Annotated in this window: 20 protein-coding genes; 17 read left to right on the plus strand and 3 right to left on the minus strand. The window is 58.2% G+C overall.

The window, feature by feature from the left end:
- The first annotated feature begins 241 nt into the window (after nt 1-241).
- The 4 genes from A4A58_RS13490 (at nt 242) to A4A58_RS13505 (ending at nt 5,463) form a co-directional block, all read left to right on the plus strand.
- Nucleotides 242-2,695 (plus strand): hypothetical protein, encoded by a 2,454-nt coding sequence (locus A4A58_RS13490; RefSeq protein WP_139069852.1) that lies wholly within the window; start codon nt 242-244, stop codon nt 2,693-2,695.
- A 162-nt stretch (nt 2,696-2,857) separates the two neighbouring features.
- Complete coding sequence (locus tag A4A58_RS13495; RefSeq protein ID WP_068732828.1) at nt 2,858-3,670, plus strand: hypothetical protein; 813 nt, start codon at nt 2,858-2,860, stop codon at nt 3,668-3,670.
- Complete coding sequence (locus tag A4A58_RS13500; protein WP_068732830.1) at nt 3,660-4,769, plus strand: pentapeptide repeat-containing protein; 1,110 nt, start codon at nt 3,660-3,662, stop codon at nt 4,767-4,769. Before A4A58_RS13495 ends, A4A58_RS13500 begins: the two co-directional genes overlap by 11 nt.
- A gap of 22 nt (nt 4,770-4,791) precedes the next feature.
- Nucleotides 4,792-5,463 (plus strand): hypothetical protein, encoded by a 672-nt coding sequence (locus tag A4A58_RS13505; protein ID WP_139069854.1) that lies wholly within the window; start codon nt 4,792-4,794, stop codon nt 5,461-5,463.
- A gap of 614 nt (nt 5,464-6,077) precedes the next feature.
- Here the strand turns inward: A4A58_RS13505 and A4A58_RS13515 are convergent.
- Together A4A58_RS13515 and A4A58_RS13520 are read right to left on the minus strand one after the other, a co-directional pair.
- Nucleotides 6,078-10,904 carry an NAD-glutamate dehydrogenase gene (locus A4A58_RS13515; RefSeq protein WP_081421859.1) on the minus strand — a complete coding sequence of 1,609 codons (4,827 nt, stop codon included), beginning with the start codon at nt 10,902-10,904 and terminating at the stop codon, nt 6,078-6,080.
- 386 nt (nt 10,905-11,290) lie between these two features.
- Nucleotides 11,291-12,079 carry an IclR family transcriptional regulator gene (locus A4A58_RS13520; RefSeq protein WP_068732838.1) on the minus strand — a complete coding sequence of 263 codons (789 nt, stop codon included), beginning with the start codon at nt 12,077-12,079 and terminating at the stop codon, nt 11,291-11,293.
- A gap of 135 nt (nt 12,080-12,214) precedes the next feature.
- On the opposite strand from A4A58_RS13520, the gene A4A58_RS13525 reads away from it, so the two are divergent.
- From A4A58_RS13525 to A4A58_RS13550, 6 genes are all read left to right on the plus strand, one after another.
- Nucleotides 12,215-13,180: a Bug family tripartite tricarboxylate transporter substrate binding protein gene (locus tag A4A58_RS13525; protein ID WP_068733699.1), complete on the plus strand. Its 966-nt coding sequence runs from the start codon at nt 12,215-12,217 to the stop codon at nt 13,178-13,180.
- Between the two features lie 3 nt (nt 13,181-13,183).
- A complete protein-coding gene (locus A4A58_RS13530) occupies nt 13,184-13,792 on the plus strand; it encodes a flavin reductase family protein (RefSeq protein ID WP_068732840.1) in 609 nt (202 codons plus the stop codon).
- A gap of 89 nt (nt 13,793-13,881) precedes the next feature.
- Complete coding sequence (locus tag A4A58_RS13535; RefSeq protein WP_068732842.1) at nt 13,882-14,742, plus strand: fumarylacetoacetate hydrolase family protein; 861 nt, start codon at nt 13,882-13,884, stop codon at nt 14,740-14,742.
- Nucleotides 14,739-15,548 (plus strand): 2-oxo-hept-4-ene-1,7-dioate hydratase, encoded by an 810-nt coding sequence (gene hpaH / locus A4A58_RS13540; protein ID WP_433993628.1) that lies wholly within the window; start codon nt 14,739-14,741, stop codon nt 15,546-15,548. The genes A4A58_RS13535 and hpaH overlap by 4 nt, the downstream gene beginning before the upstream one ends.
- A 22-nt stretch (nt 15,549-15,570) precedes the next feature.
- Nucleotides 15,571-15,963: a RidA family protein gene (locus A4A58_RS13545; protein WP_068732845.1), complete on the plus strand. Its 393-nt coding sequence runs from the start codon at nt 15,571-15,573 to the stop codon at nt 15,961-15,963.
- A gap of 12 nt (nt 15,964-15,975) precedes the next feature.
- Nucleotides 15,976-16,848: an amidohydrolase family protein gene (locus tag A4A58_RS13550; protein WP_068732846.1), complete on the plus strand. Its 873-nt coding sequence runs from the start codon at nt 15,976-15,978 to the stop codon at nt 16,846-16,848.
- A 147-nt stretch (nt 16,849-16,995) separates the two neighbouring features.
- On the opposite strand, the gene A4A58_RS13555 is transcribed toward A4A58_RS13550, so the two are convergent.
- A complete protein-coding gene (locus A4A58_RS13555; protein WP_068732847.1) occupies nt 16,996-17,907 on the minus strand; it encodes a DUF2189 domain-containing protein in 912 nt (303 codons plus the stop codon).
- Nucleotides 17,908-18,508: 601 nt separating this feature from the next.
- Between A4A58_RS13555 and coxB the strand changes: the two genes are divergently transcribed.
- The 7 genes from coxB (at nt 18,509) to A4A58_RS13590 (ending at nt 23,683) form a co-directional block, all read left to right on the plus strand.
- Nucleotides 18,509-19,342 carry a cytochrome c oxidase subunit II gene (gene coxB / locus A4A58_RS13560; protein WP_068732848.1) on the plus strand — a complete coding sequence of 278 codons (834 nt, stop codon included), beginning with the start codon at nt 18,509-18,511 and terminating at the stop codon, nt 19,340-19,342.
- An 80-nt stretch (nt 19,343-19,422) separates the two neighbouring features.
- Complete coding sequence (locus A4A58_RS13565) at nt 19,423-21,198, plus strand: cbb3-type cytochrome c oxidase subunit I (RefSeq protein ID WP_068732849.1); 1,776 nt, start codon at nt 19,423-19,425, stop codon at nt 21,196-21,198.
- A complete protein-coding gene (locus tag A4A58_RS13570; RefSeq protein WP_068732851.1) occupies nt 21,195-21,899 on the plus strand; it encodes a cytochrome c oxidase subunit 3 in 705 nt (234 codons plus the stop codon). The genes A4A58_RS13565 and A4A58_RS13570 overlap by 4 nt, the downstream gene beginning before the upstream one ends.
- A 16-nt stretch (nt 21,900-21,915) precedes the next feature.
- Nucleotides 21,916-22,638 carry a heme-copper oxidase subunit III family protein gene (locus A4A58_RS13575; RefSeq protein WP_068732853.1) on the plus strand — a complete coding sequence of 241 codons (723 nt, stop codon included), beginning with the start codon at nt 21,916-21,918 and terminating at the stop codon, nt 22,636-22,638.
- A gap of 9 nt (nt 22,639-22,647) precedes the next feature.
- Nucleotides 22,648-23,013, plus strand: a complete 366-nt coding sequence (locus A4A58_RS13580; protein ID WP_068732855.1) for a cytochrome C oxidase subunit IV family protein — start codon at nt 22,648-22,650, stop codon at nt 23,011-23,013.
- A 36-nt stretch (nt 23,014-23,049) separates the two neighbouring features.
- On the plus strand, nt 23,050-23,343 hold the full coding sequence (locus tag A4A58_RS13585; protein WP_068732857.1) for a GYD domain-containing protein: 294 nt from the start codon (nt 23,050-23,052) through the stop codon (nt 23,341-23,343).
- 136 nt (nt 23,344-23,479) lie between these two features.
- A complete protein-coding gene (locus A4A58_RS13590; RefSeq protein WP_068732858.1) occupies nt 23,480-23,683 on the plus strand; it encodes a hypothetical protein in 204 nt (67 codons plus the stop codon).
- The last annotated feature ends 49 nt before the right edge of the window (nt 23,684-23,732 follow it).

The following is a 23,732-nucleotide window of genomic DNA, read 5'->3' on the forward strand; positions in this document are numbered from 1 at the left end:
ATTTAGGATTGATACAACGCGCGTTTCGGAATCCCTGCGATTCTGTTTTGCATGACTCAGGCTCGGAAAACTACACTTGCTCTCGATGAGTCGAAGACTGGCTTTCGGGACCAGTCCAGTTCAGACATCTGAAGAAGTCTTGAGTAAGTAGGGAAGAATGGAAGAACTATCGGGCTGGACGCGCTCAAGACCAATGAGGGTAGCTTTCCTTGTCGAAGACGGAGAGCACTCATCCATAATCTTGGACGGTATTTTCGCCGATTGCTACAGCCGTTGGGGCGGACGCTTCAGCTTAATCGTGCCATGCGTCGGCGGCGCTATCTCAGAGGCGTACTGGCCGTGGCTAGAACGATTCGGTCCTGACATCGTGTATTCATATGTTCAACTAAGTGAAGCGAAAGTGCTGGACCTGCATGAGCGTTTAGCTCCCAATGCTTATATCTTCCACAACGAAAGAAATGTGGAGAGGACAGATTTGTTCGGCTTCAAGCCGGAGTATGACTTCAGCGCATTGTCATCGCTGTCACTCGTATTCAAGTTGGCTCGCTATGCTCCAGCTGCTCAGACTGGCGCGCCGATTAAGGTGATTGACAGCTGGTTTACTGAACAACCTTCCCAACTTCTAACTGATAACTTCGGCATCTATCATTATAGCACAGGCGGGGGAATGTTTCCTGCTGACGCAGCCGTTGCTGCGAGTTTGATCAGCGTAGTAAGCCCCGAAAATGCGCAGCGCGGTATTCCGCCCGACTTAATTACCTTGCCTGACGAGACCGCTGTCTATGAGGAGTTTGCTGGTCGGAGAGCGAGCGCGTTGTCAGTTATGTCAGCGCAATTTGCGCCCCGGCTTGAGTTTTATGTGCACAGGTGGAACGCTTCTCTAAATGTAGTCATTGGCGATACATTTGATGATCGGCTCTTGTTCTGGAATGCACGCCTGTTGACGCCAGCTTGGCTTGATAGCGAGTTGGGTGCACTACGAGTTACGTCGCGGGCGCTACAGGACCCAGCGTTTCTCACCGCGATTGGCGCAATTCTTAAGCAGCGCAATCGTTTTGGAGGCAATGGTCATGCCAACATTACCATTAGATCGATATCAGCCAGTGCAACCGAACTTGAAGAGGCCGCAAAAGCAATTCGATCGACTAGCCCATGGGGGTATGTCGCGCTGGAAGCAGTCGCTGGTGTAGATGCCATCGTTCCGTCAGTTGAAGCCATTAAGCAGGCCGCCGTCCGTTCCCACACTGACAAGCCTTTCCTGCAAACATCCGAATGGACACAGTTCAGCTGGAGCCCGCCGATAGCTAAACCGCCGACAAATTTGCCCGAGCACCTGCGAGATGTCCCGCCGCAGCAATGGTTTGCGGAGGGCTATTGGTGCGTCGATTTCAGCATGGAGTATGAAGGCGTTGAAGGGCGATATACAGAAAATGTCTGGTCTTTGCCGACACGCTGGCGAATGGCCAAAGCATTCGAGCACACCCATAGTGGCCAAACCGGACCAACCGGATGGCACCCCGGTGGTTGGAGAAGCCAAGGAGGCTTGTATTCAACATACGTCAGTGAAAACCGTAAGATTTCCACGCTGGAGCCGCCGAATGCTTTCTCAGCGATGCAATGGGCACTCGTATCGGACGGCAGTAGAGCGCAGCGCAACATCCACCCGCCAAGTAAAGTTGGCCGAATGGAGCTATCCAACGAAGCGAGATACTTGAGCGGAATACTTGGCTTGTTGGGAGGGCTTGCAGGCGCAAAAAAGCTCTTGCTGCACCCATTTTTGATCGATGTCTTCGCGACCTTTGGGGGCACAACCAATCTACCAGCGAACAAAGGGGTGCCTACAGCCAATCGGCTAAGGAATAGGTTGCAGCTTCAGCCTATATTTAACCTACGCGATGAAAGAGAGCGCGATGTCCTCGCGGCTCTGATTGTTAAAGCCTCATCCGAGCTGAAGAAGCCAATTGACTACATGAGCTACGAGGAGCTCCACACGAGGTGGAAGGTTCATCGGGATGCATATTGGTTCGCGAACCCACGGACTGATGAGCCCGATGATCCTACCGATTGGGAAAAAATCGAACGAAGGACACTCGATGAGACTCTGATTGAGCTGCGACGACGCCAATTGCTGTTTCAGGGTCACCACTGGACCTGTAGACGCTGTCATCACAGGAATTGGCTGGACATGTCGGAGCTGGCCCCAACACTGGAATGCAAGATTTGCAAGGAAGAGGAAGATGCGCCGCTTGATCTGAAATCGCTGTTTCGACCGAGTCAATTTTTGATCGAGAGCCTGCGTGATCACAGCGTTCTATCGCTGCTTTGGGCGTTATCAGCTCTGCAAAGTCGGTCGATGCAATCGTTTCTTTTCGTCGAGCCGACATGGTTTTACTTCGACCGCGATGCTCGGAAGCCTGATGCAGAAGCTGACTTACTAATCCTTTTAGACGGCAAAGCGATACTATGCGAAGTGAAGGCGTCTTGGTCCATTTTGAGGCGGGGTGATATCACTGATCTAGTAGCGTTGGCGAAGCGGTTGCGTCCAGATGTCGCCATCCTGGCTGTCATGGATGAGGGACGAAAGTTAGAACCCGAAATCAATGCTGCAGCCGAAGAGCTTAAAAGTGCGGGTATTGGTTTTGAGTTAGCTACCCTCGACGGTTATCCCTTAGACGACATGCCCTATCTGCATTAAAACAGACTTCATCCTCCGCAGTTGCACACGTGCCGTTGAATAGAAGGTGCGCCTGTTGATCGTCCGGGCTATGTCGTGGCTGCCATCCGAGCTGCTACAGGGTAGCAATCAGACGGCGCGATGTCCTAAGCTAACGCGGTGAGTCGTAAGTCTGAGAGTTTTATGGTCAAGAAGCCTAAACCGTTCGCTTTGGAACAGATTGCTCAGCACGGCTGTGCCGATTTGCTTGAAGTTGTCTTGTTTGCGCCGCAGGGAGCAAACGAACACGATTTTGTTCTCGGAGCAGATGTTAGGTTTGGCACGATGCTACTCTCTTCGGACGATTGGTCGAAATCTGTCGAGGTAGGTTTAGCCCGAGCCACATTGAGTCTCGACTTCTCGGGTTGTGAGATTGATCCGGCTGCGCATCGTCTGGGTGATCAAAAGCCGTCATCTGTCAAAACGCATGTCCAACTCACGCAGGTGAAAAATAAAGAAGCACATGTCGGGGCGAAGACCTCTTTTGGCGCAACCAATCGTGGTGGGATGGTCAAACCTACTGGAGCATTGTCGCTTGGAGCCGGAGCAGCACTTGATAACAAAGTGACGACCAAAGAAACCCAGGTTTCGGATATCAGTGAGCTTCCAGTGGTCTCAATGTCGGGAAATCGTTGGCGATTCTCAGCGGTAGCGCAGGCGTACATGCATTCCCGCTATTCCGGCGATGAAGCACTGTGCAGAATAAAAATCAAAACGTCACCAGTAAGTGTAGAGGGCCGTCTGTCTTTTCAGCCTAAAGACATCTGCATCGTAGACGTAGAAACGCCGCCCGCCTTCCTAGATCGCTTAAGGTCCTCGCCCAACAAGACCGCCATTGCGAAGCTGCTGCTATTGAAGCACCTGCGAGAGATAAACCCCCTAACCGAGAAAGCCGATGCGGGGGTCGTCATAGGGTGTGTGTCCACACTGAGGGGTGAAATCAAAAGTGAGGACTGAAGCTCTTAAGGCATTGTTTGCGCTCTTGGAGGCGGACGAAGATGATTTCGCCGTGTTGCTTGAGCGGTTCGGAATAGATCCTGCGACCGACCTCCAGAACTGTGACCTAACAGGCGTTAATTTTGGCAGGCTCACAGCCGAAACCCTCGATTTAACGGGGTCAGATATCGAGGGAGCTGACCTATCACAAGTAAACTGTAAGCGCATTCTGGGGATAGAAGCTGCGACATCACCGATGGCAAAGCGGCCAGAGCGAACGCTTGACGACGTAATGCTGTCTATTTCGCGATACCAGAATTCAGATTGGGCTCTTAATCAAATCATCGGCGCTCTGGAGGAGACATCCGCGCCCGCGATGGCATTCTATGACAGTGCAGCTGAACAAGATTTGCTGACTAAACGTGTCTGCGCGCATTTTGGTGACTCGTCATACTTGAGAGAAGGGTTCAACGCTCACGCTTCGGGCCTAAGATTTCTGTGGTTCTATTCCAAGGGAAGCAAAGCTCAGTTCAAACTGAATCCAGCATTCCTCGACAAAGTATTTTTTGAAGCGCTGCGCTCAAGCAATACATCCGATGATATTGGAATATACCCGCTTGCGCCCAATCGTTCCGCCGTTGGACGTGTCAAAGCTGGTATCCGTTGGGGTGACTACCAGGAGATGCGTGAGGACTTCGTTCGAAACCTGCGGAAAGAGCTGTCGAAACCCTTGGAGGGAGGATTGGTTACCATTCCGAGCAGCACCATTGTGTTCTCTGGATTTCCGCCAATGTCGAAGCGGCTCTACAGCGAATTACGGGAGAAAATCCACAGTCGCAGTCGGTTTATTTTTCTGTGTTCTTCAACGTTGGAAGCTCAGTACGAGGAAGGCAAAGGAGCGCTGTGGAGACGGCAGGCCGTCCCCGCGTATTCAATAGGCACGCCTAAGGCTGTAGAGGACGACGTTCACCGGCTGCATAAACGGATAGCCGCAGCCTCGGGGGGCAAAATCACACTCTCCACTGTCGCAGTGAATCGAATGGCAAATTGCGTAGGAGAGCCACTAAGTGAACTGAAGAAACAGGCGATGGACGAAGCGCGGATGTGCTGGGTGAATTAGGCGTAAGGGTTAGGGGTGGAGTTTGAAGTCGTTTCGGTTTGCGCGAAAAAGGCCGCATAAGAAAGAACGCGGTTTTACGACGAAGGACGTTGTTACAACGGTGATGTCCGGGGGAGCCTTAGTGTTTTCCGCTTTGTCTCTTTACTTTTCTGTGCTGCGGGAAACCGACGACCTCCGATTGATTGTCTCGAAGTTGCCTGATGTGCAACTTGAAGATCGAGACCACCTGTCAATTAACAACGAGTTTTCTTTGTCGCTTATCAACGGCGGAAACCGACCGGCAGTTATTCTACGGTACACGCTACTCGTTGATCAGGGCATAGATGATGGCTACTGCAGCGACCGTGCAATTTGGTTCCACAGTGATACCGCGCCAATCATAGTGAAGGCGGGAGAAGCCCTGTCAGCGGGCGTGGAGTTAAAAGGGCCTGACGAGGAGAGCACGCAAGTAAAAGCCGCTAAAGGGCGCTGGACCATACCAATCTCCGATCGGTCAGAAGAAGATTTCGCCCACGTGCGCCTTTGTCTGGAGCTTGAAGTTGCTACGCCGTCACTTGCCTACGAGCGCGTGCAGCTTAAAATTTTGCAAGGAACAGGTAGGCTCGACAAAGACACGCCCTTCCTTCTTCTTACAGAAGACCTGTCGCGACCGCACAAAGTTATCCAACACTGGGGTTTTAGTTTCTTGAAGTGAAGGTACGCAATATTGCGTGGCTGCGCTTATCTTGGAAGTGGCCTCTCTTCCGCTTGTGGGTGGTCACAAGAGGTGGTACGCCTCGGTTCGCGGCAGTGATGATTTGCCCTTATTATTCAAGCCTCAGGCGTTTGTGGCGTGCAGTCCTTTCGGGCGCGCCATTTCCGCTTCATTGTGATGCCGCCAATCATCGTGGCCATTGCTGCGCTTTCCGCAGCTTACGGGATCCTTGCCACAACGTCGGGCCGGTTTTTCTCGAGCCAGGCTACGGCCTCGGGCCCATCGACGACGCACTCGAAGGTTTCCCAGGTGGGGTCCTCCAGGGATTCCGGTTGCAGTCGCTTCGCTGCATACTCAACGAGGTCGTGCAAGCGTTCGTATCCTCGTCGGCGCTCAAGGGAGTCTGCAATCGCTGTGCTGGCCCATCCGCGTTGGGCCAAATCGATAATGCTCGGAGCGTTAGCCTCGCTGAACCAGGGTGTGGCATCGAACTCGATGCAGCGAACATTATCAGCGGTATGGCAAGTAGCGTGGATCATTGGGTTCCTCCGTTCGCTGGCTAACAACCTGCGCTAGCATTGCTCTTTAGAGTTTCACATCGCTGCCCGCACGCCTCAGCCTTTGACCAAGTCCCCCAGCAGGTTTGCCGCCACCATCAGTTTGGCGAGCGTCAGGCCGCCTGCCGCAATCTCCTCGACTGCGCGGCGGATGCGCGTCGCCTCGGGATGAGCTGCAAGCCAGGTCTCCGCAGCCTGCTGGCCGGATTGGCCGGTTGCCAGCATATCCGCAGCGAGGCCTCTTTCGGCCAACGCGATCAGATCGACGGCGCGGTCGATGGCGAGGCGTTCGAAACGATCGCTGGCCGGCACGCTGCGCGCGGCAGCGATGATGCGGTCGAGACGGAAATTGGCCTCGACGGCAAAAAACGTCGCGGCAGCATCGACGATGCTGCGGCTGGTGCGCTCGGCGACCGTCACGATGTCCGGCGCCGAGACCAAGGTGTCGAGATCGGCCAGTTCGCCGGCGAGGCCGGACGGGACGCCGGCATCGGTCAGCTCCTGCCGGCGCTTGCCGCGCGCGGCCTGCAAGTCCGGTGGCAGGGCGTTGTCGAGAGAGGCCCTGATCTCGCGGATACCCGGGCCGAAACGCGCGATCACCGCCTCAAGGCCGTCCTTGAAATTAATATTGCGCACGTACCAGACCATGCGGGAAAGCAGAAGGTCCTGGACCGCTTCGTAGAGGGACAACTGCAACTGCCCTTCGATGCAGGCGTCGAGCGTATCGATCGCATCATTTAGCCACTTGAGCCCGTAGGATTCATCCACCGCCACATAGGCCATGACGATGGTGGGGATATCGGCATCGGTTTCGTCGATCAGGCGCACGATACACGCCGGGCCGCCGCGGTTGATGACCGTATTGACGAGGCTGGTCGCGATGATTTCGCGTCGGAGGCGATGGAACTCTACCGCTGTCGGGAACCTGTCCTGAACCTGGCCCGGAAAATACCCGGAGAGCTCACGGGCGAGATAAGGATCGTCCGGCACGCTGGTGCCGAGCAGGTCGTCGTAGAGCGTCAGTTTGGCGTAGGCGAGCAACACGGCAAGCTCAGGCCGCGTCAGGGACTGCCCGCGCCGCGTGCGCTCGGTGATCGCGGCGTCGTCGGGCAGGAATTCGACTGCGCGGCTGAGCAGGCCGCGCTGCTCGAGCGACTGCATCAGGCGAGTGAGGAAGCCGGTCTCGGCCACGCCCTTGCGTTCGGCGAGCGAGAGCGCGAGCGTCTGCAGATAGTTGTTGCGCAGGACGAGCGCACCGACTTCGTCGGTCATCGCGGCAAGCAGGGTGTTACGGTCAGCCGGGCTGAGGCGTCCCTCGCGCTCGGGGCGCGCCAATGCGATCTTGATATTGACCTCGACGTCGGACGTATTCACGCCGGCCGAGTTGTCGATCGCGTCGGTGTTGAGCTTGACGCCCGTCTGCGCCGCTTCGATGCGGCCGCGCTGGGTGACGCCGAGATTGGCGCCTTCGCCAATCACCCTGGCGCGAACGTCGGTCCCGGTGATGCGGATCGGGTCATTGGCGCGGTCGCCGGCCTGATCGTCGCTCTCCACCGACGCCCGGATATAGGTGCCGATGCCGCCAAACCACAGTAGGTCTGCGCGCGCCTTCAGGATCGCCGTCATCACCTCGAAGGGCGTTGCCTGCGGTTTGTCGAGATCGAGCACGGTGCGCACTTCCGGTGCGAGCGGAATCGCCTTGAGGGAGCGCGAGAATACGCCGCCGCCCTGCGAGATCAGCGATTTGTTGTAGTCCTGCCAGCTCGATCGCGGCATGTCGAACAGGCGCTTGCGTTCGGCGTAGCTAATCGCCGGATCGGGGGAGGGATCGATGAAGATGTCGCGGTGATCGAATGCCGCAACGAGTTTCGTCGCCGGCGAGAGTAGCATGCCGTTGCCGAAGACGTCGCCGGACATGTCGCCGACGCCGACCACGGTGAAAGGCATGGTCTGAATGTCGGTGCCGAGCTCGCGGAAGTGGCGTTTGACCGCCTCCCAGGCGCCTCGTGCCGTAATCCCCATCTTCTTGTGGTCGTAGCCCTGGCTGCCGCCGGAGGCGAAGGCGTCGCCGAGCCAATGGTTCTTCTCGGCCGAAATCGCGTTGGCGATGTCGGAGAAGGTGGCGGTGCCCTTGTCGGCGGCGACGACCAGATAAGGATCGTCGCCATCATGCCGCACGGTCGAGTCGGGCGGGAGGAGGTCGTCGCCGTCGAGATTGTCAGTGAGTTCGAGCAGTGAGCGAACGAAAATGCGATAGGCTTCGGTACCTTCCGCGAGCCACGCGTCGCGGCTGGAGAGCGGTGGCAGGCGCTTGGGCACGAAGCCGCCTTTGGCGCCGACCGGCACGATCACGGCGTTCTTGACCTGCTGGGCCTTGACCAGGCCGAGGATCTCGGTACGGAAATCCTGCGGCCGATCGGACCACCGTAGTCCGCCGCGCGCAACCTTGCCGAAGCGCAGGTGAATGCCTTCGACGCGGGGAGAATAGACGAAAATCTCGTAGAGCGGTCGTGGAGCCGGCAGGTCCTCGATTCCGCGCGCGTCGAACTTGAAGGAGATCACCGGACGCGGATGTCCGTCCTCACCGACCTGCCACAAATTAGTGCGGATGGTGGACTGCACCAGATTGGTGAAACGGCGGAGGATGCGGTCTTCGTCGAGCGATGCGACGGATTTGAGCTGCTCCTCAATATCGGCAAGGAGGGCGGTCTCCCGGGCCGAGCGCTCGGAATCAGTAAGGGTGAGGCGTGGATCGAGGCGGGCCTGGAACAGCGCGACGAGGTTGGCGGTGATCGCTGCGTTCTTGCGCAGAGTCTCCCACATATAATCCTGGCTGAACGGCGCGCGGATCTGGTGCAAATAGCGGGACAGCGCCCGGATGGTCGAGACTTCGCGCCAGCCTAGGGCCGTGCGCAGGATCAGCCCGTTATATCCGTCGGATTCGGCTCGATCACCGACCACCGCCATGATCGAGGCTTCGAGCCGATGGCTGAATTCCCGGTTGATCTCGATCGGCTGGCCGTCGCTGGTCTCGATCGTCATGTCGTGCAGCCACACCGGGTCGGGCCTAGCACCGGGCACGATCTGATAGGTACGTTCATCGACCACGCGCAGGCCGTGATTTTCGATCACCGGCACGCGATAGGACAGCGACAGCGGCGCGGCATCCGAGAACACCTTCAGGGCGAAGCGTCTGGGATCGTCCTCGCCCTCGAAGCGATGAACCGAAATCGTCACCGGGCGGGTTGGCGTGAGCCTTTCGATGGTGGTGATATCGGCTATCGCCTGTTCCGCCGTGGAAACCTCGGTATAGCCGCCGGTAAAGGCCTGGGCATAGCGATTGGCGAGCATGCGCGCCCGCATGCCATCGGTAGACGCAGTCAGCGCGGCCTTCAGCTTGTCGGCCCAGGTCGCGGCAATGGCGCTGATCCCGGCTTCCAGCGTGGCGCGCTCGACGGCAGGAGTCTTACCTTCATAGCGTCCGATGATGTAGTGAACGCGCGTCAATGCTCCTTCGGGGAAAGACACGTAGGAGGCCGCCTGCATCCCTTTGTAGATCTGCGACAGGAAGGCACCGACGCGCATGCGCACATCAGTGTCGTATTTGTCGCGCGGAATGAAGACGAGGATGGAGACGAAGCGATCGAATTTGTCGACCCGAGCGAGCGCCCGGACGCGGGGGCGCTCATAGAGGATCAGGATCTCCATGACGAAATTGAAGAGGGTGTCGACGTCGACCTGGAATAGTTCGTCTCGCGGATACTCCTCGAGGATATGCATCAGCGCCTTGCCCGAATGGCTGTTCGGATCGAAGCCGGCGCGCTGGAGCACCCGCGATACCTTGTGGCGAACATAGGGGATCTGTCGTGCCGAGCGCGTATAGGCGCCTGAGGTGAACAGGCCGACGACTCGCAATTCACCCTCGAGCCGGCCGTCGGGCGCATAGAGCTTGATGCCGATATAATCCATCCGGATGCGGCGATGAACGCGGCTACTCACATTGGCCTTGATGACGATGAGTAGGGTCGGCTCGCGCATGAACTCGCGAATTTCCGACGTCATCACCACCATTTCGCTGCCGCGGCGCAGGACCTTTACATCGGGGTCGCGGAGGATGCCGAGGCCCTCAGCGGTCGTGATGTCGTCCGACGCATCGCTGTCGGGCGAGAAGCGATACTCGCGCACGCCGAGAAAGGTGAAATTGTCCGCGCAGAGCCATTGCAGGAACTGGTTGGCCTCGGCGACCTCGTCGATCGGCAGCGGCGGTGGATTGGAAGAGAAAGTCTTGATCGCGTTCTCGACGCGGTCGCGCATGACGCGCCAGTCCGCGACGCTGGCGCGCACGTCGCTTAACGTCCTGGTGAGGCCGTCAATCAGCCTCTCGCGGTCAGCGTCGGCGTCGAGGCGGGTGATGTGGAGGTGAATCAGGCTCTCGCGCACGCCCTTTGCCCCTTCCGGCAGTGCTTCACCGTGGAAGTGCAGGAGCTTGCCTTGGTCATCGCGCTCCACCGCGATGATGGGGTGAGCGACGAGGGTGACTTCGATGCCCTGCTCGGCGAGCTCCGCCATGATGGAATCGAACAGGAAAGGCATATCGTCGTTGAGAATTTCGAGCACGGACATCTCGCGCCCGTCCGGCATTATCGGATTGACGACGCGGATATCGGCACGACCCGCCGTGCGTCGTTGTACATGCTCCCAGGCTTGCTCCGCCAGGAAGGCAAGCGAGGAGGCATCGTAACTGGCGAGGTCCTCGACATTGGTGTAGCCGAACATAAGCTCGGCAAAGGTTCGGGGGGCCTTGCCCGGCTGCACGCTTCCCGCCGCGTCGCGGATCAGAGTTGCCCGGGCCTTGTCGTCACGCCACGCCATAGCGTCCTCCACGTCCCAGCCAACTCACCGCAATTACGGTCGGCCGTTGTTTTTTGGAGTGCATCTCTTCGTGCGCAATCGTTTCCCGACCGCGTTTCAATCCCACGGGTGAAATCTTCGGTCGTGCGGTCTCGACTATATTAGCACCCCGGAGCCGCCGTGGCGCGCGGAGTTGTGACGTGTGTCTTGAGGCCGGAATCGATGCCGACGAGCCTCACGCCATGGGACGTCTTATGAAATCCCAAGCAATTTCAACGATATATGAGTTCGTGATTGTATTCCTAACGGCGCGCCAGACTTTTCCGTTCAAATTAGAACAGCCAGCCGTCGATTGGCTGCTCAATCGCTGCATATGTCGCAAGCGGACCTTTGCCTTGGATTGGGCGACGCGTGCTTGCTTATCGGATTTTCTGCTCGACCTCGTAAGCTGCCTTCAAAAGCGTTTCGACAACTTCCTGCTCGCGTCGTGGGCCGAGCCGTGTTCGGACGGCCGATACGGTGAGGGCCGCCGCCGGATCGCCACCAGCTGTCTTGATCCAGGTCGAAATCGATTTCGTGCCCTGGACCAATCCGACTTCGCGCACGCCATAGCCCCTGCGCCGGGCGTCGGCGATCTCTGACAACACGGTCTGCCGGTTGGTCCGATATCCCGCGAATCGAGGTTCATTCGTCGCAGCGATCCTGCGTGACTCTTGAGCCGGTAACGCGGCCAGGATGGCGATCCCTGCGCTGCTGACGCCGAGCGGCCGCCGCGCGCCGACGGCGATCGAGAGTACCTGGATCGGATATGAGCCAATTCTCCTATCCACGCATAAAGTGTCGTTGCCGGTGCGCACCGTTAGAAACAGTGTATCGCCGACCCGTTGCGACGTTTCGCGCAAAATGTCGTCGGCCGCTGCGAGCAATGGCGAGCGCGATGGCCGAGCGAGTGCCAATTCAGGGACCTGCGTGCCGATTAAGTAGCGGCCCGAGCGCTCGTGGTGCTCGACGAGCCCCTCCTCCATCAGGACATGAATGATCCGGTGTACGGTCGGGCGCGATAGGCGCGTCGCTTGGACGACTTCTTTCAACGGCAATCCGCTCTCACCGCCCGCTGCAAGAACGCGCAGGAGGAAGAGCGCGCGCCGGATCGCCTGTGCGCCTTGTCGCGGCTCCGGGTCGAGCGTTGTCGGCAATCCGGTGTCCATAATGTGGACAATAACCGCACATTGGCATCGACAAGTAAAGCGGTTGAACCAATGGTTCGCCGCAAGAGCGCTGGTCCCAATCGGCGTCGAACATACGGTCTGCGGCGTGAAAGCCGCATCTGGCGGGAGGAAATGATGAAGTCGCTATGGATCGCTGCAGCCATTGCCGCGGCGCTGGTTAATGGCGCGGCGACGACCCAGGAATGGCCCGCGCGCATTGTCAAACTGATCGTGCCCTATCCGGCCGGCGGCAATGTCGATAGCGCGGCGCGCATTGTCGCGGATCGGCTGCAAGAGAAATTGGGCCAGCCCTTCGTGATCGAAAACAAGTCGGGCGCTGGCGGCATGATCGCCGGTGAGGCGCTGGCGAAGGCGCCGAATGATGGCTACACGCTCATGGTCGGCGCCAATGGTCCGGTTCTCTTCGCTCCCGAAATCAACAAGCGCGACGCCTACAACTGGAAGCGCGACTTCCTGCCGATCTCGAGCATCTCGATGACGCCGCTGGTGCTCGAGGTTCATCCTTCCGTGAAGGCTACGTCGTTCGCCGAATTGCTCGAACTCGCGAAGCGCGATCCGGGCAAGCTGACGATGGCCTCTCCGGGGCCGGGCACCACCAATCACCTGCTCAGCGAACTCATGCAGTCCAAGCTCGAGATTCGTTGGGTGACGGCGCATTATCGCGGCAACGCGCCCGCGACCAATGACCTGCTCGGCGGCCAGGTTCAGTTCGCATTCGATCAACTGTCGGTCAGCCTTCAATATATCAAGAGTGGAATGTTGCGCGCCTTGGCGGTCACGAGCCCACATCGACTGAAGACGCTTCCGGACGTGCCCACTTTCGCCGAGCTCGGCTATCCGGATTTTGACGGCCAGACCTTCACAGGGCTGTTTGCTCCGGCGAACACCCCCACTCCGGTCGCCGATAAATTGAACAAAGCGCTGGCTGAGATTCTCAAGGAGCCAGGCGTGGTCGACAAGTTCGAAAAGCTTGGCGCCGAAGCGCTCCCGATGACGCCGGGTGAGTTCAGAGCCTATCTCGATCGCGAGGACGCCAAGTGGATTCCGGTCGTGCGCAAGGCCAACGTAAAGGCGGATTGACGAATGAAGATCGATCCCGCTGAACTTGGCGCCGAAAAGGCTTATCGTCTGCTCACCGGCATCGTCGTCCCGCGACCGATCGCATGGGTGACCAGCCTGTCGCAGGCAGGTACCGTCAACCTTGCGCCGTTCAGTGCTTTCACCTTCGTCTCGCCCAAGCCGCCGATGCTGGCAATCAGCGTCGGCCGCAAATCAGGCGTCTACAAAGACACGGCGCGCAACATCCTGGATCGCGAAGAATACGTCATTCACATCGCGGATTCGCCGTTGATGTCGGCGGTTCACGAAAGCTCCGCGGAACATCCGCCGGAGGTGAGTGAGGTCGAAGTCCTCGGTCTCGAGACGACCCCCAGCGACCATATCGGGGTGCCGCGGCTGACGGCGGCGCCTATTGCGATGGAATGCCGATTTCGGCAATGCCTCGAATTCGGCGATACCCGCAGCCGGTTGATCGTCGGCGAAGTGGTCGCATTTCACATCAAGGATGATCTGCTCGCCAACGGCAAGATTGAAACCGAGAGCCTCGATCCGATCGCCCGCATTGCCGGTCCGCGTTACGCGCGGCTAGGCGAGATCTTCACGTTGAAGTCCGTATTCCAGACATCGAAGTAATTGGAAGAACGCCGCGGGCGCAACTCGAGCAGCCGGTCCGGCACCGCGATCCGGCGGCAATCGATCCAGTGAATTATTCAGGAGCCTTCATGAAACTATGCAGCTATTCGACCGGCGGAAACAGCCGCTACGGCGTGGTGGCCGATGACGGCGTTATCGATCTCAGTGCATTGCTTGGATCGGAGTTTCCCGATCTGCGCAGCTTGATCGCCGGCAACGGGCTGGCGAAGGCGAAACAGGTGAGCGCCGGCCGCAAGCCCGATCATCGACTGTCGGATCTGGTCTTGCTGCCGCCGATCCCGGCGCCGGAGAAGCTCTGGTGCATCGGGGTCAACTATAAGGACCGCAATGCTGAATACAAAGACAGCTCGGATTTGCCGAAATATCCGAGCCTGTTCGTCCGCAACCCGTCGTCGGTGGTCGGCTCCGATCAGCCGATCGAAAAGCCGAAGATCTCCGAGCAGCTCGACTACGAAGGCGAGCTCGTGATCGTCATCGGCAAGGAAGGTCGTCACATTACGCGAGAGAATGCGTGGTCGCACATCTTCGGCATGACTCTCTGCAACGAAGGCTCGGTGCGGGACTGGCTGCACCACGGCAAGTTCAACGTCACCCAGGGCAAGAATTTCGATCGTTCCGGTAGCGTCGGGCCGTGGATCGTCACGGCCGACGAATGCGATCCGCAGGGGACGCACGATATTGTCACGCGGGTGAACGGGGAGGAGCGTCAGAACGACTCGACCGAGCGGCTGATGTTCACCTTCGACTATCTGATTTCCTATCTGTCGATATTCGCCACCTTGAAGCCCGGCGACATGATCGCGACCGGAACGCCGACCGGCGCCGGCGCCCGCTTCACGCCGCCGCGTTGGCTCAAGCCAGGCGATGTCGTCGAGGTCGAGTCCAGGCAGATCGGCATTCTTCGCAACGTCGTCGCAGAGGAGAAATAACGGTGCTTGATCAGACGGTCATCGATGCGCTGGCCCGTCGCCTCGACGAGGCGGAGCGGACCAAGACGCTCATCACCATGTTCACCGCTGACTATCCCGATCTCACCATCGAGGATGCCTATGCGATCCAGCGGACCTGGACGGCGCTGCAGCTCGAACGCGGGCGGGTGATCAAAGGCCACAAGATCGGCCTGACCTCGAAGGCGATGCAGAATGCGGTCAGCATCTCCGAGCCGGATTACGGCGTGCTGTTCGCCGACATGTTCTATCAGGATGCCGGTACCATCCCCTATGAACGATTCTTCGCGCCGCGCGTCGAGGTCGAACTGGCCTTCGTGCTCAAGACCGATCTGCGCGGGCCGGATTGTACGATCTTCGACGTGCTGAACGCGACAGCCTACGTCACACCGGCGCTCGAAATCCTGGAAACGCGCATGCACCGCGTGCATCCGCAAACCAAGAAGCCCCGCACGGTGGTGGACACGATCTCCGACAACGCAGCGAATGCCGCGCTTGTGGTCGGCGGTCGTCCATTCCGTCCGCTGGATGTCGATTTGCGCTGGGTCAGCGCGCTGCTGTTCCGGAATGGCCAGATCGAGGAGACCGGCGTCGCCGCCGGCGTGCTGAACCATCCGGCAAACGGCATCGCGTGGCTCGCCAATCGCCTTGCGCCGCACGACGAATATCTCGCTGCAGGCGAGGTGGTGCTCGCCGGATCCTTCACGCGTCCGATCGAGGTCAGCCGCGGCGATACGATACATGCCGATTACGGGCCGTATGGCTCGGTGTCGTGCCAATTCGTTTGACCGTTATCCGGAGACTGCAGCCATGACATCTTCCAGGCGCCGCCGCAGCGTTCATATTGGCGAGTTCAAGCACGCAAATCCGATCCCCAATGCCTGCCGCATCAACAATCTGTTGATGTCCGGCGTCATCCTCGGCCGCGATCCCAAGACAAGCGAGATGCCGCCCGATCTCGAAAGCCAGTGCGCCAACATGTTCGCGCATATGAAGGCGATCGTGGAAGCCGGGGGCGGCAGCACCGACGACATCATCAAGATGACGGTCTGGTTGAAGGATCGCAGCAATCGTGGGCCGGTCAATGTCGAGTGGCTGAAGATGTTCCCGGACGAACATTCGCGCCCGGCCCGTCACGCGCTCTCCATGGAGATGGAGGGCGGCGCCCTGGTGCAATGCGATTTCACTGCGGTGATCGATTAAAGGAGCAGACAGATGCCCGACTATCTTCCATTTGATCCAAACCCGCGCACGCCATCCCGCAAGCCGCCGCCGAAGAGCATCGACAGCCAGTTCCATGTGCTTGGTCCGGTGGAACGCTATCCCGTCCGGCCCGGCGCGGCCTATCAGATGCCAACGGCGACTTGGGAGGCTGCGCTTCGGGTACACAAGGCGCTTGGTATCGAGCGCGGCATCATCGTGCAGACGACGACATATGGTGCCGATCATTCGGTGGTTCTGGACGGGCTGGCGGCGATGGGGCCGAACTACAAAGCCTGCGCGAATGCGCTGGTTTTCGCCGAACGCGACGATGCGTATCTCGCCAAGCTGAATGACGCCGGCGTCGGCGGGGCGCGGTTCAGCTTTCGCAAGGAACTCGGCGCCGTGCTTTCGGACAGCGACTACGAACGCGCAATCGCACGTATTTCCGAACTCGGCTGGTACGCCAAATTCCAGCCGGAGAAGGACGGCATCGTCGCCAATCTCGACAAGATCGCGTCTCTCAAGGTGCCGGTCCTCATCGATCACATGGGCCGCCCGGATCCAACGCTCGGCAAGAACGATCCGAACTTGCGTGCGGTTCTCGATCTGCTGTCGAAGGGCAATTTCTGGGTGATGCTCTCACTCGGCGAAAAGACATCCAGGAAAGGTCCGCCGTGGGACGATGTCGTTCCCATCGCGCAAGCCTATCTCGAAGCCGCGCCCGATCGCTGCGTCTGGGCAAGCGACTGGCCGCACCCTGTATCGGTCGTCCAGCCGCCGAACGACGCCGACCTGCTTGAATTGCTCTATCGCTACGCGCCGGACGATGCCTTGCTGGAAAAGATACTGGTCACAAATCCGGCAAAGCTGTTTGGCTTCTCCTAATAGATAGTGGGCGGACACCCTGCCGGGAGCGGAGTCCGCTTCCGGCGGATATCCGGGATCGCCCCTTATCCGGGCTGGATTTCATCCGCGTGGGGCTGCTCGACCGATTGTGGAGCCCGAACGTGCGTCCCGGTCGTTTGTTTCGGCCTACGGCTTATCACGGCCCCACGGGAAGAGAGAGACCGGAAAATCGGCCGCATAGCGCCGCCCTTTCGGAGGACGGGGAGGGTCCTGCCGAGGATTCGGGTCTGGTTCCAGCACCTTGCGATAAAGATGCCAGGTGGCGTGACCGAGTAGGGGCAGAACAACCGCGAGACCGACGAATAACGGCAGCGAACCGACCACCAGCAGCGCGGCAACAATCAGGCCCCACGCGGCCATGGTCACAGGATTTTTCATCACGACCCGCAGCGAGGTCTGAACTGCATCTGTCACATTCGCATGTCGGTCGAGCATCAGCGGAAACGCCACGACGCTAACGCACAGGGCCATGATAGCGAACAATAGTCCGACGCCGCAGCCCTGGACGATCAGTTGGTGCCCCTCTGTGGTTGTGAAGATGCGCGACGCGAAATCGGGAATACTGGCCGCAGGGGCATTGCCGAACTTGGAGACGTAAATCGCATTCGCGGTGGTCACCCAGACCACGAACAGAATGAGCAGGAGCGTGCCGAGGCCCAGCATGGCTCCAAAGGACGGCGAGCGCAGCACGCCGAGTGCATGCCACGCCGACGCCTCTTCGCCGCGTTCGCGGCGGCGGCTGAGTTCATAGAGACCGAGGGCTGCAAAAGGACCAATCAACGCAAAACCGGCGGCTAGCGGGAAAAGCAGCGGTAACACCGAATAGCCAAGCGTCATTCTGGCCAGCACAAGCCCGAGAACAGGATAGATGACGCACAGAATAATGGCGTGACTCGGAACCGCCTTGAAGTCCTCCCAGCCCAGCCGCAACGCTTCATGCAGATCGGACAACCCGATCTTGCGAATGACGGGGGCGATGACGCTATCGGAAGCGCCTGGTGCTGTCTGCGAGATCTTGTCAGAATACGGAGTGGCCATGGTCACAATCTCCCGTACGTTCGCACCGGCGAGATCAGGTCATTTTCAAATGACGAGTATTCGCCTTCGTGCGCAGAAATCGCGACTGGTTCTGGAAAACGGCCAAGTTCAACGAAGAGAGCTTTGCCGAGCAAAACCTGTCGCAACCTGTGCAGCAAGTTTAGCGCAATACGGAAGGAATAGCACGCACTGTTCGGTGAATTCTTCGTTTGCAAGGTCTACGTTTCGTCACGTGCGTGATGGCAATTAGAGCATCACTTTGTCTGTCGTGCGGGCGCACGGCGTCGTGCATTGCAGTGCGATATGGGAATCCGGTGCGCGTGCCATTGCTCAACGGTTCGATCATGGTGCTATCGTCTGTCGTGAGGAATGAGCCGGTCTATTGACAATCAAGCCTGCCGGGGAACATCCTGTAGTGGCAAATGCCCGTAGTTCGATGACACCAGCGATCGCAACTTTTCGAATTCGATGTTGCGACCGGTTAGAGGGCAAGGCGGCCAGCATTGTGATGGCGAGCTCGAAATCAGCCATCGATGCAGACGTGAACTGCGCCCTTTTCTAAGTCTTGTCCGCAGCCTCTAGAGGCAAGGATGAACAAGGGATGGCTGTAGCATTCATACTGCTGTTGGTCGCGGTCGCCTCGGTGCTGTTTCACCTCCTTAGCCCATGGTGGTGGACGCCGATCGCATCGAACTGGAGTTACATCGACGACACGATCACCATGACGTTCTGGATCACCGGGGCGGTCTTCTTCGTGATCGTCGCATTCATCGCCTATTGCATCTTCCGTTTTCATCACAAGGAAGGAAGACAAGCGGCCTATGAGCCCGAAAACAAAAGGCTCGAATGGTGGCTCACCATAGGGACCGCGATCGGTGTCGGAGCGATGTTGGCGCCCGGTTTGGTTGTCTGGCATCAGTTCGTGACGGTGCCCTCCGATGCAACAGAGATCGAGGTCATGGGCCAGCAATGGCGCTGGAGCTACCGGCTGCCCGGAAAAGACGGCCGGCTCGGGACGGTCGATGCCCGCAACGTCAGTGCCGAGAATCCACTGGGCTTGAATCCGAACGATCCCAATGGTCAGGACGACGTCGTGGTTGAGAACGACGATTTGCATCTCCCGATCGGGAAGCCGGTCAAGGTATTGCTCCGCTCAATCGACGTTCTGCACGATTTTTATGTGCCTGAGTTCCGGGCGAAGATGGATATGGTGCCGGGCTCGGTCACATACTTCTGGTTTACTCCCACGCGCACAGGAACATTCGAGGTTCTTTGCGCGGAATTGTGCGGCATCGCGCATGCGCAAATGCGGAGCAACGTCATAGTTCAGGAAGATAGCGAATATCATGCATGGCTGGAGAAGCAGCAGACATTCGCAGCGTTATCGGGCCACCGCACCATCACGAAGGCAACTTACAAGACCCGCGGCAAATAGCAGGACCGGCGCGGCGGCGTTGCACGTCGTAACACTTACGATGAGCGACGATCAGAGGATGAATCCAGGAGGACATTTTAATGGTTGATGTCCCGTCTGACGTACTCGCAGGAATCCCGCCGGCCGAAGTGGGTGAGGTCGACCTCTATCACCCGCGAAGCTGGTGGACGCGATATGTCTTCTCGCAAGATGCCAAGGTCATTGCGGTCCAGTATGCGATTACGGCAATGGCCATCGGCATGGTCGCGCTGGTGCTGTCGTGGCTGATGCGGCTGCAGCTCGGCTTCCCCGGAACGTTTTCGTTTATCGATCCGAGCCAGTATCTCCAGTTCATCACCATGCATGGCATGATCATGGTGATCTACCTTCTCACAGCGCTGTTTCTCGGAGGCTTCGGGAATTACCTCATCCCGCTGATGGTCGGTGCTCGCGACATGGTGTTCCCCTACGCGAACATGCTGAGCTACTGGATTTACCTGCTTGCCGTGCTGGTGCTGGTTGCGACCTTCTTTGTACCGGGTGGGCCAACCGGCGCTGGATGGACGCTGTATCCGCCACAGGCCATTCTTTCCGGAAGCCCCGGACAGGAAGCAGGCATCATCATGATGCTGCTGTCGCTGATCTTGTTCATTATCGGCTTCACCATGGGCGGCTTGAATTACGTCGTGACGGTGCTGCAGGGGCGCACGCGCGGAATGACGCTGATGCGGTTGCCTCTGACGGTGTGGGGCATTTTCACAGCGACCGTGATGGCATTGCTTGCATTTCCAGCTTTGTTCGTTGCCTCGGTGATGATGCTGTTCGATCGGCTTCTTGGCACCAGCTTCTTCATGCCAACGCTCGTGGAGATGGGGCAGCTGGGGAAGTACGGCGGTGGCAGTCCGCTGCTGTTCCAGCACCTGTTCTGGTTTTTCGGCCATCCCGAAGTTTATATCGTTGCTTTACCTGCTTTCGGCATTGTCTCTGACCTCATCAGCACTCATGCGCGAAAGAATATTTTCGGTTATCGCATGATGGTGTGGGCGATTGTCGGAATCGGAGCGATGAGTTTCGTGGTGTGGGCGCACCACATGTATGTCAGCGGCATGAATCCGAAGTTCGGATTTTTCTTCGCGACAACGACTCTCATCATCGCGATCCCCACGGCGATCAAGGTTTACAACTGGATCCTGACCCTGTGGCGCGGCGACATTCACCTCACCATTCCGATGCTGTTCGCGCTCGCATTCATCATCACGTTCGTCAATGGCGGCTTGACTGGCCTGTTCCTTGGCAACGTCGTCGTGGACGTTCCGTTGTCCGATACCATGTTCGTGGTTGCCCATTTTCACATGGTCATGGGTGTTGCGCCGATTATGGTCGTGTTTGGCGCGATCTATCACTGGTATCCGAAAGTGACGGGACGGATGCTGAACGAGACGCTGGGTCGCTTCCATTTCTGGGTCACATTCCTTGGAGCATACGCGATCTTCTTCCCCATGCACTATCTCGGGCTGCTGGGTGTGCCGCGCCGCTATCACGACATCGGCGGGACGGCATTCGTCCCGGCGTCGGCCCACGACCTGAATGCATTCATGAGTATAGCAGCGCTTATCGTCGGCTTTGCCCAGCTCGTATTTGTGTTCAACATGATCTGGAGCCTGTTCAAGGGCAAGGAGGCTGGCGGCAATCCGTGGAACGCGACCACGCTCGAGTGGCAAACGCCGCAGACGCCGCCGGCGCATGGCAACTGGGGCAAGGAACTCCCGGTCGTCTATCGCTGGGCTTATGACTATAGCGTTCCCGGCGCTGCACGGGATTTCATCCCCCAGAACGAACCGCCCGCCAGCTTGACGCCGAAGGGAGCGCATCCATGACGGCCATTGTCCTGTTCATGGCTGGAATAGCGGCCATTGCGGGATGGTGGCTCTCGCAGCAACGGCTTGCGGCCAAGCCCTGGCTGGAGGAGGGAGTGGTCGGCGATTTTCCCGGCGGAAGCTCGATGTCGTTGCCGGCGGCGAAAATAGGTTTGGGTGTGTTTCTCGCGGTCGTCGGATCGTTGTTTGCGCTCTTCATCAGCGCTTACTCCATGCGCATGCAATTGATCGACTGGCGGTCGCTGCCCGTGCCCGGGTTGGTGTGGTTCAACACCGGTGTTCTGATCGTGAGCAGTGGCGCCCTGCAATGGGCGCAGGTTTCGGCACATCGCGGCGACAGCGAAAATGTGCTGACCGGCCTGCTTGCGAGCGGCGTTTCCGCCGTTGTTTTCCTGATAGGTCAGTTGCTGGTGTGGCAGCAGCTCAACACCGGGGGCTACTTTCTGGCGGCCAATCCTGCCAACGCCTTCTTCTATCTGATCACCTCGGTCCATGGATTGCACTTGCTCGGCGGTCTCGTGGCTCTGAGCAGAACCATCGTCAAGGCATGGCGCGGTGTTGAAATCTCGCGCCTGCGTTTGAGTGTGGAATTGTGCACGATGTATTGGCACTTCTTGCTCCTGGTCTGGTTGATCCTGCTCGCTCTACTGACAGGCTGGGCGGATGACTTCGTCACCATCTGTCGCCAGTTGCTGACATAGGAAAGGCATCGATGCGATGGCAGAGACTGTGCTGACAAACGCTGAAAGGCGCCGAACGACGGCCACGGGCTGGCAAGGTATTGTCGCCGACTGGTCCTCGGATCAACGGGCATTCAAGAATGTATCGTGGGGAAAGGCCATGATGTGGATCTTTCTCCTCAGCGATACATTCATCTTCGGTTGCTTCCTGCTGTCGTACATGACGGCGCGCATGTCCACGACGGTGCCCTGGCCAAACCCGAGTGAAGTCTTCGCTCTGACGATTGCAGGGCAACACATCCCGCTCATTCTGATTGCCATCATGACCTTCGTGCTGATCAGCAGCAGCGGGACCATGGCTATGGCCGTCAATTTCGGCTACCGCCACGATCGCCGCAAAACGGCAATGCTGATGCTGGTGACCGCTGCGTTCGGTGCGGCATTTGTCGGAATGCAGGCCTTTGAGTGGACCAAGCTGATCATGGAGGGGGTGAGACCCTGGGAAAATCCGTGGGGTGCGGAGCAATTTGGCTCATGCTTTTTCATGATTACAGGCTTCCACGGCACGCACGTCACGATTGGCGTGATCTTCCTGATCATCATTGCGCGAAAGGTTTGGCGCGGAGATTTCGAGACGGAACGTCGGGGATTTTTCACAAGCAGGAAGGGGAACTACGAGATCGTCGAAATCACCGGCTTGTATTGGCATTTCGTCGATTTGGTGTGGGTGTTTATCTTTGCCTTTTTCTATCTTTGGTGAGGGAAAAACATGGCTGAAGTCACGCTACATGCAACAACCCATACACCCCCCGTGGCTCATGCCGAGGGACATCAGCATCCGATCAAGCTTTATCTCGTGGTCTGGGGATGGTTGTTTGTGTTGAGTACATGCTCTTACCTGGTCGATTACTTCAACCTGCAGGGATATCTCAGGTGGTCTCTCATCGTGCTGTTCATGATGTTGAAGGCAGGCTTGATTGTTGCGGTCTTCATGCATATGGCGTGGGAGCGTCTGGCTTTGGCCTATGCCATCCTGCTCCCGCCGTTGCTGTTGTTGGTCTTTGTCGGAATCATGGTGTTTGAGTCGGACTACACGCTGTTGAGCCGGATCATTTTCTTCAAGGCTGGGGCGTAAAGATGAGCGGGGGCCTCGTGTGTAAGGAGGACTTCTATGACCACATATATCATGCTTGCAAACTGGACCGATCAAGGTGTGCAACACGTCAAGGACTCGCCGCGTCGTCTCGACCTGGCGAAGAAAGCTCTCAAGGATATGGATGGAGAGTTCAAATCGTTTTTTCTGACCATGGGTGATTATGACATCGTCGCGATCTACGAAGCGCCTGACGATGCCGTCGCCGCACGATTCAACTTGCAGCTGGGTATGCTGGGAAACATTCGAACGCGCACATTGAAAGCGTTTCCCGAAACGGCTTACCGGGAGATCATCAAGTCGCTGGGCTGATTGCGAACCGGAAGCGCGTCCGCGAGGTGCCACGCGCCGGTCAAATGACATGTCGACAGGGAAGAAGGCCGAGATGGCGCCCGCTGGAGGAAAGTAGGCGGGGACACAATTGCAGTGAAGACGAGGTGGTGCGCAGATGCATTTTACTGTTGGATTTAAGCTGAAGGGCAAGGCGGGCCATGTCGTCGTGGACGCCGAGGACGCGCTTGTCGCCGCTCTGAAAGTCAAGGCCGAGCTCCCGGAAGCGATGACGATGTACGTGCGCCCACAAAACCGGCGCGGCGACGCACGACACCCGTCACATGTGCCTGCCGACGGGGGCGCCGAGGATACTCATTGATGGTAAATTGGGGTGATGAGCAAGCCGGTGCAAGTCATGGTTCGTTCGG

The organism is Tardiphaga robiniae (assembly GCF_001618955.1).
Taxonomy (GTDB): Bacteria; Pseudomonadota; Alphaproteobacteria; order Rhizobiales; family Xanthobacteraceae; genus Tardiphaga; species Tardiphaga robiniae_A.

Coding starts and splice junctions, on each gene's coding strand:
- A4A58_RS13565 (WP_068732849.1), top strand. CDS start 19,423: ATGGTTGATGTCCCGTCTGACGTACTCGCAGGAATCCCGCCGGCCGAA.
- A4A58_RS13545 (WP_068732845.1), top strand. CDS start 15,571: ATGACATCTTCCAGGCGCCGCCGCAGCGTTCATATTGGCGAGTTCAAG.
- A4A58_RS13520 (WP_068732838.1), bottom strand. CDS start 12,079: ATGGACACCGGATTGCCGACAACGCTCGACCCGGAGCCGCGACAAGGC.
- A4A58_RS13580 (WP_068732855.1), top strand. CDS start 22,648: ATGGCTGAAGTCACGCTACATGCAACAACCCATACACCCCCCGTGGCT.
- A4A58_RS13525 (WP_068733699.1), top strand. CDS start 12,215: ATGAAGTCGCTATGGATCGCTGCAGCCATTGCCGCGGCGCTGGTTAAT.
- A4A58_RS13530 (WP_068732840.1), top strand. CDS start 13,184: ATGAAGATCGATCCCGCTGAACTTGGCGCCGAAAAGGCTTATCGTCTG.
- A4A58_RS13550 (WP_068732846.1), top strand. CDS start 15,976: ATGCCCGACTATCTTCCATTTGATCCAAACCCGCGCACGCCATCCCGC.
- coxB (WP_068732848.1), top strand. CDS start 18,509: ATGGCTGTAGCATTCATACTGCTGTTGGTCGCGGTCGCCTCGGTGCTG.
- A4A58_RS13570 (WP_068732851.1), top strand. CDS start 21,195: ATGACGGCCATTGTCCTGTTCATGGCTGGAATAGCGGCCATTGCGGGA.
- A4A58_RS13575 (WP_068732853.1), top strand. CDS start 21,916: ATGGCAGAGACTGTGCTGACAAACGCTGAAAGGCGCCGAACGACGGCC.
- A4A58_RS13495 (WP_068732828.1), top strand. CDS start 2,858: ATGGTCAAGAAGCCTAAACCGTTCGCTTTGGAACAGATTGCTCAGCAC.
- A4A58_RS13535 (WP_068732842.1), top strand. CDS start 13,882: ATGAAACTATGCAGCTATTCGACCGGCGGAAACAGCCGCTACGGCGTG.
- A4A58_RS13585 (WP_068732857.1), top strand. CDS start 23,050: ATGACCACATATATCATGCTTGCAAACTGGACCGATCAAGGTGTGCAA.
- A4A58_RS13590 (WP_068732858.1), top strand. CDS start 23,480: ATGCATTTTACTGTTGGATTTAAGCTGAAGGGCAAGGCGGGCCATGTC.
- A4A58_RS13555 (WP_068732847.1), bottom strand. CDS start 17,907: ATGGCCACTCCGTATTCTGACAAGATCTCGCAGACAGCACCAGGCGCT.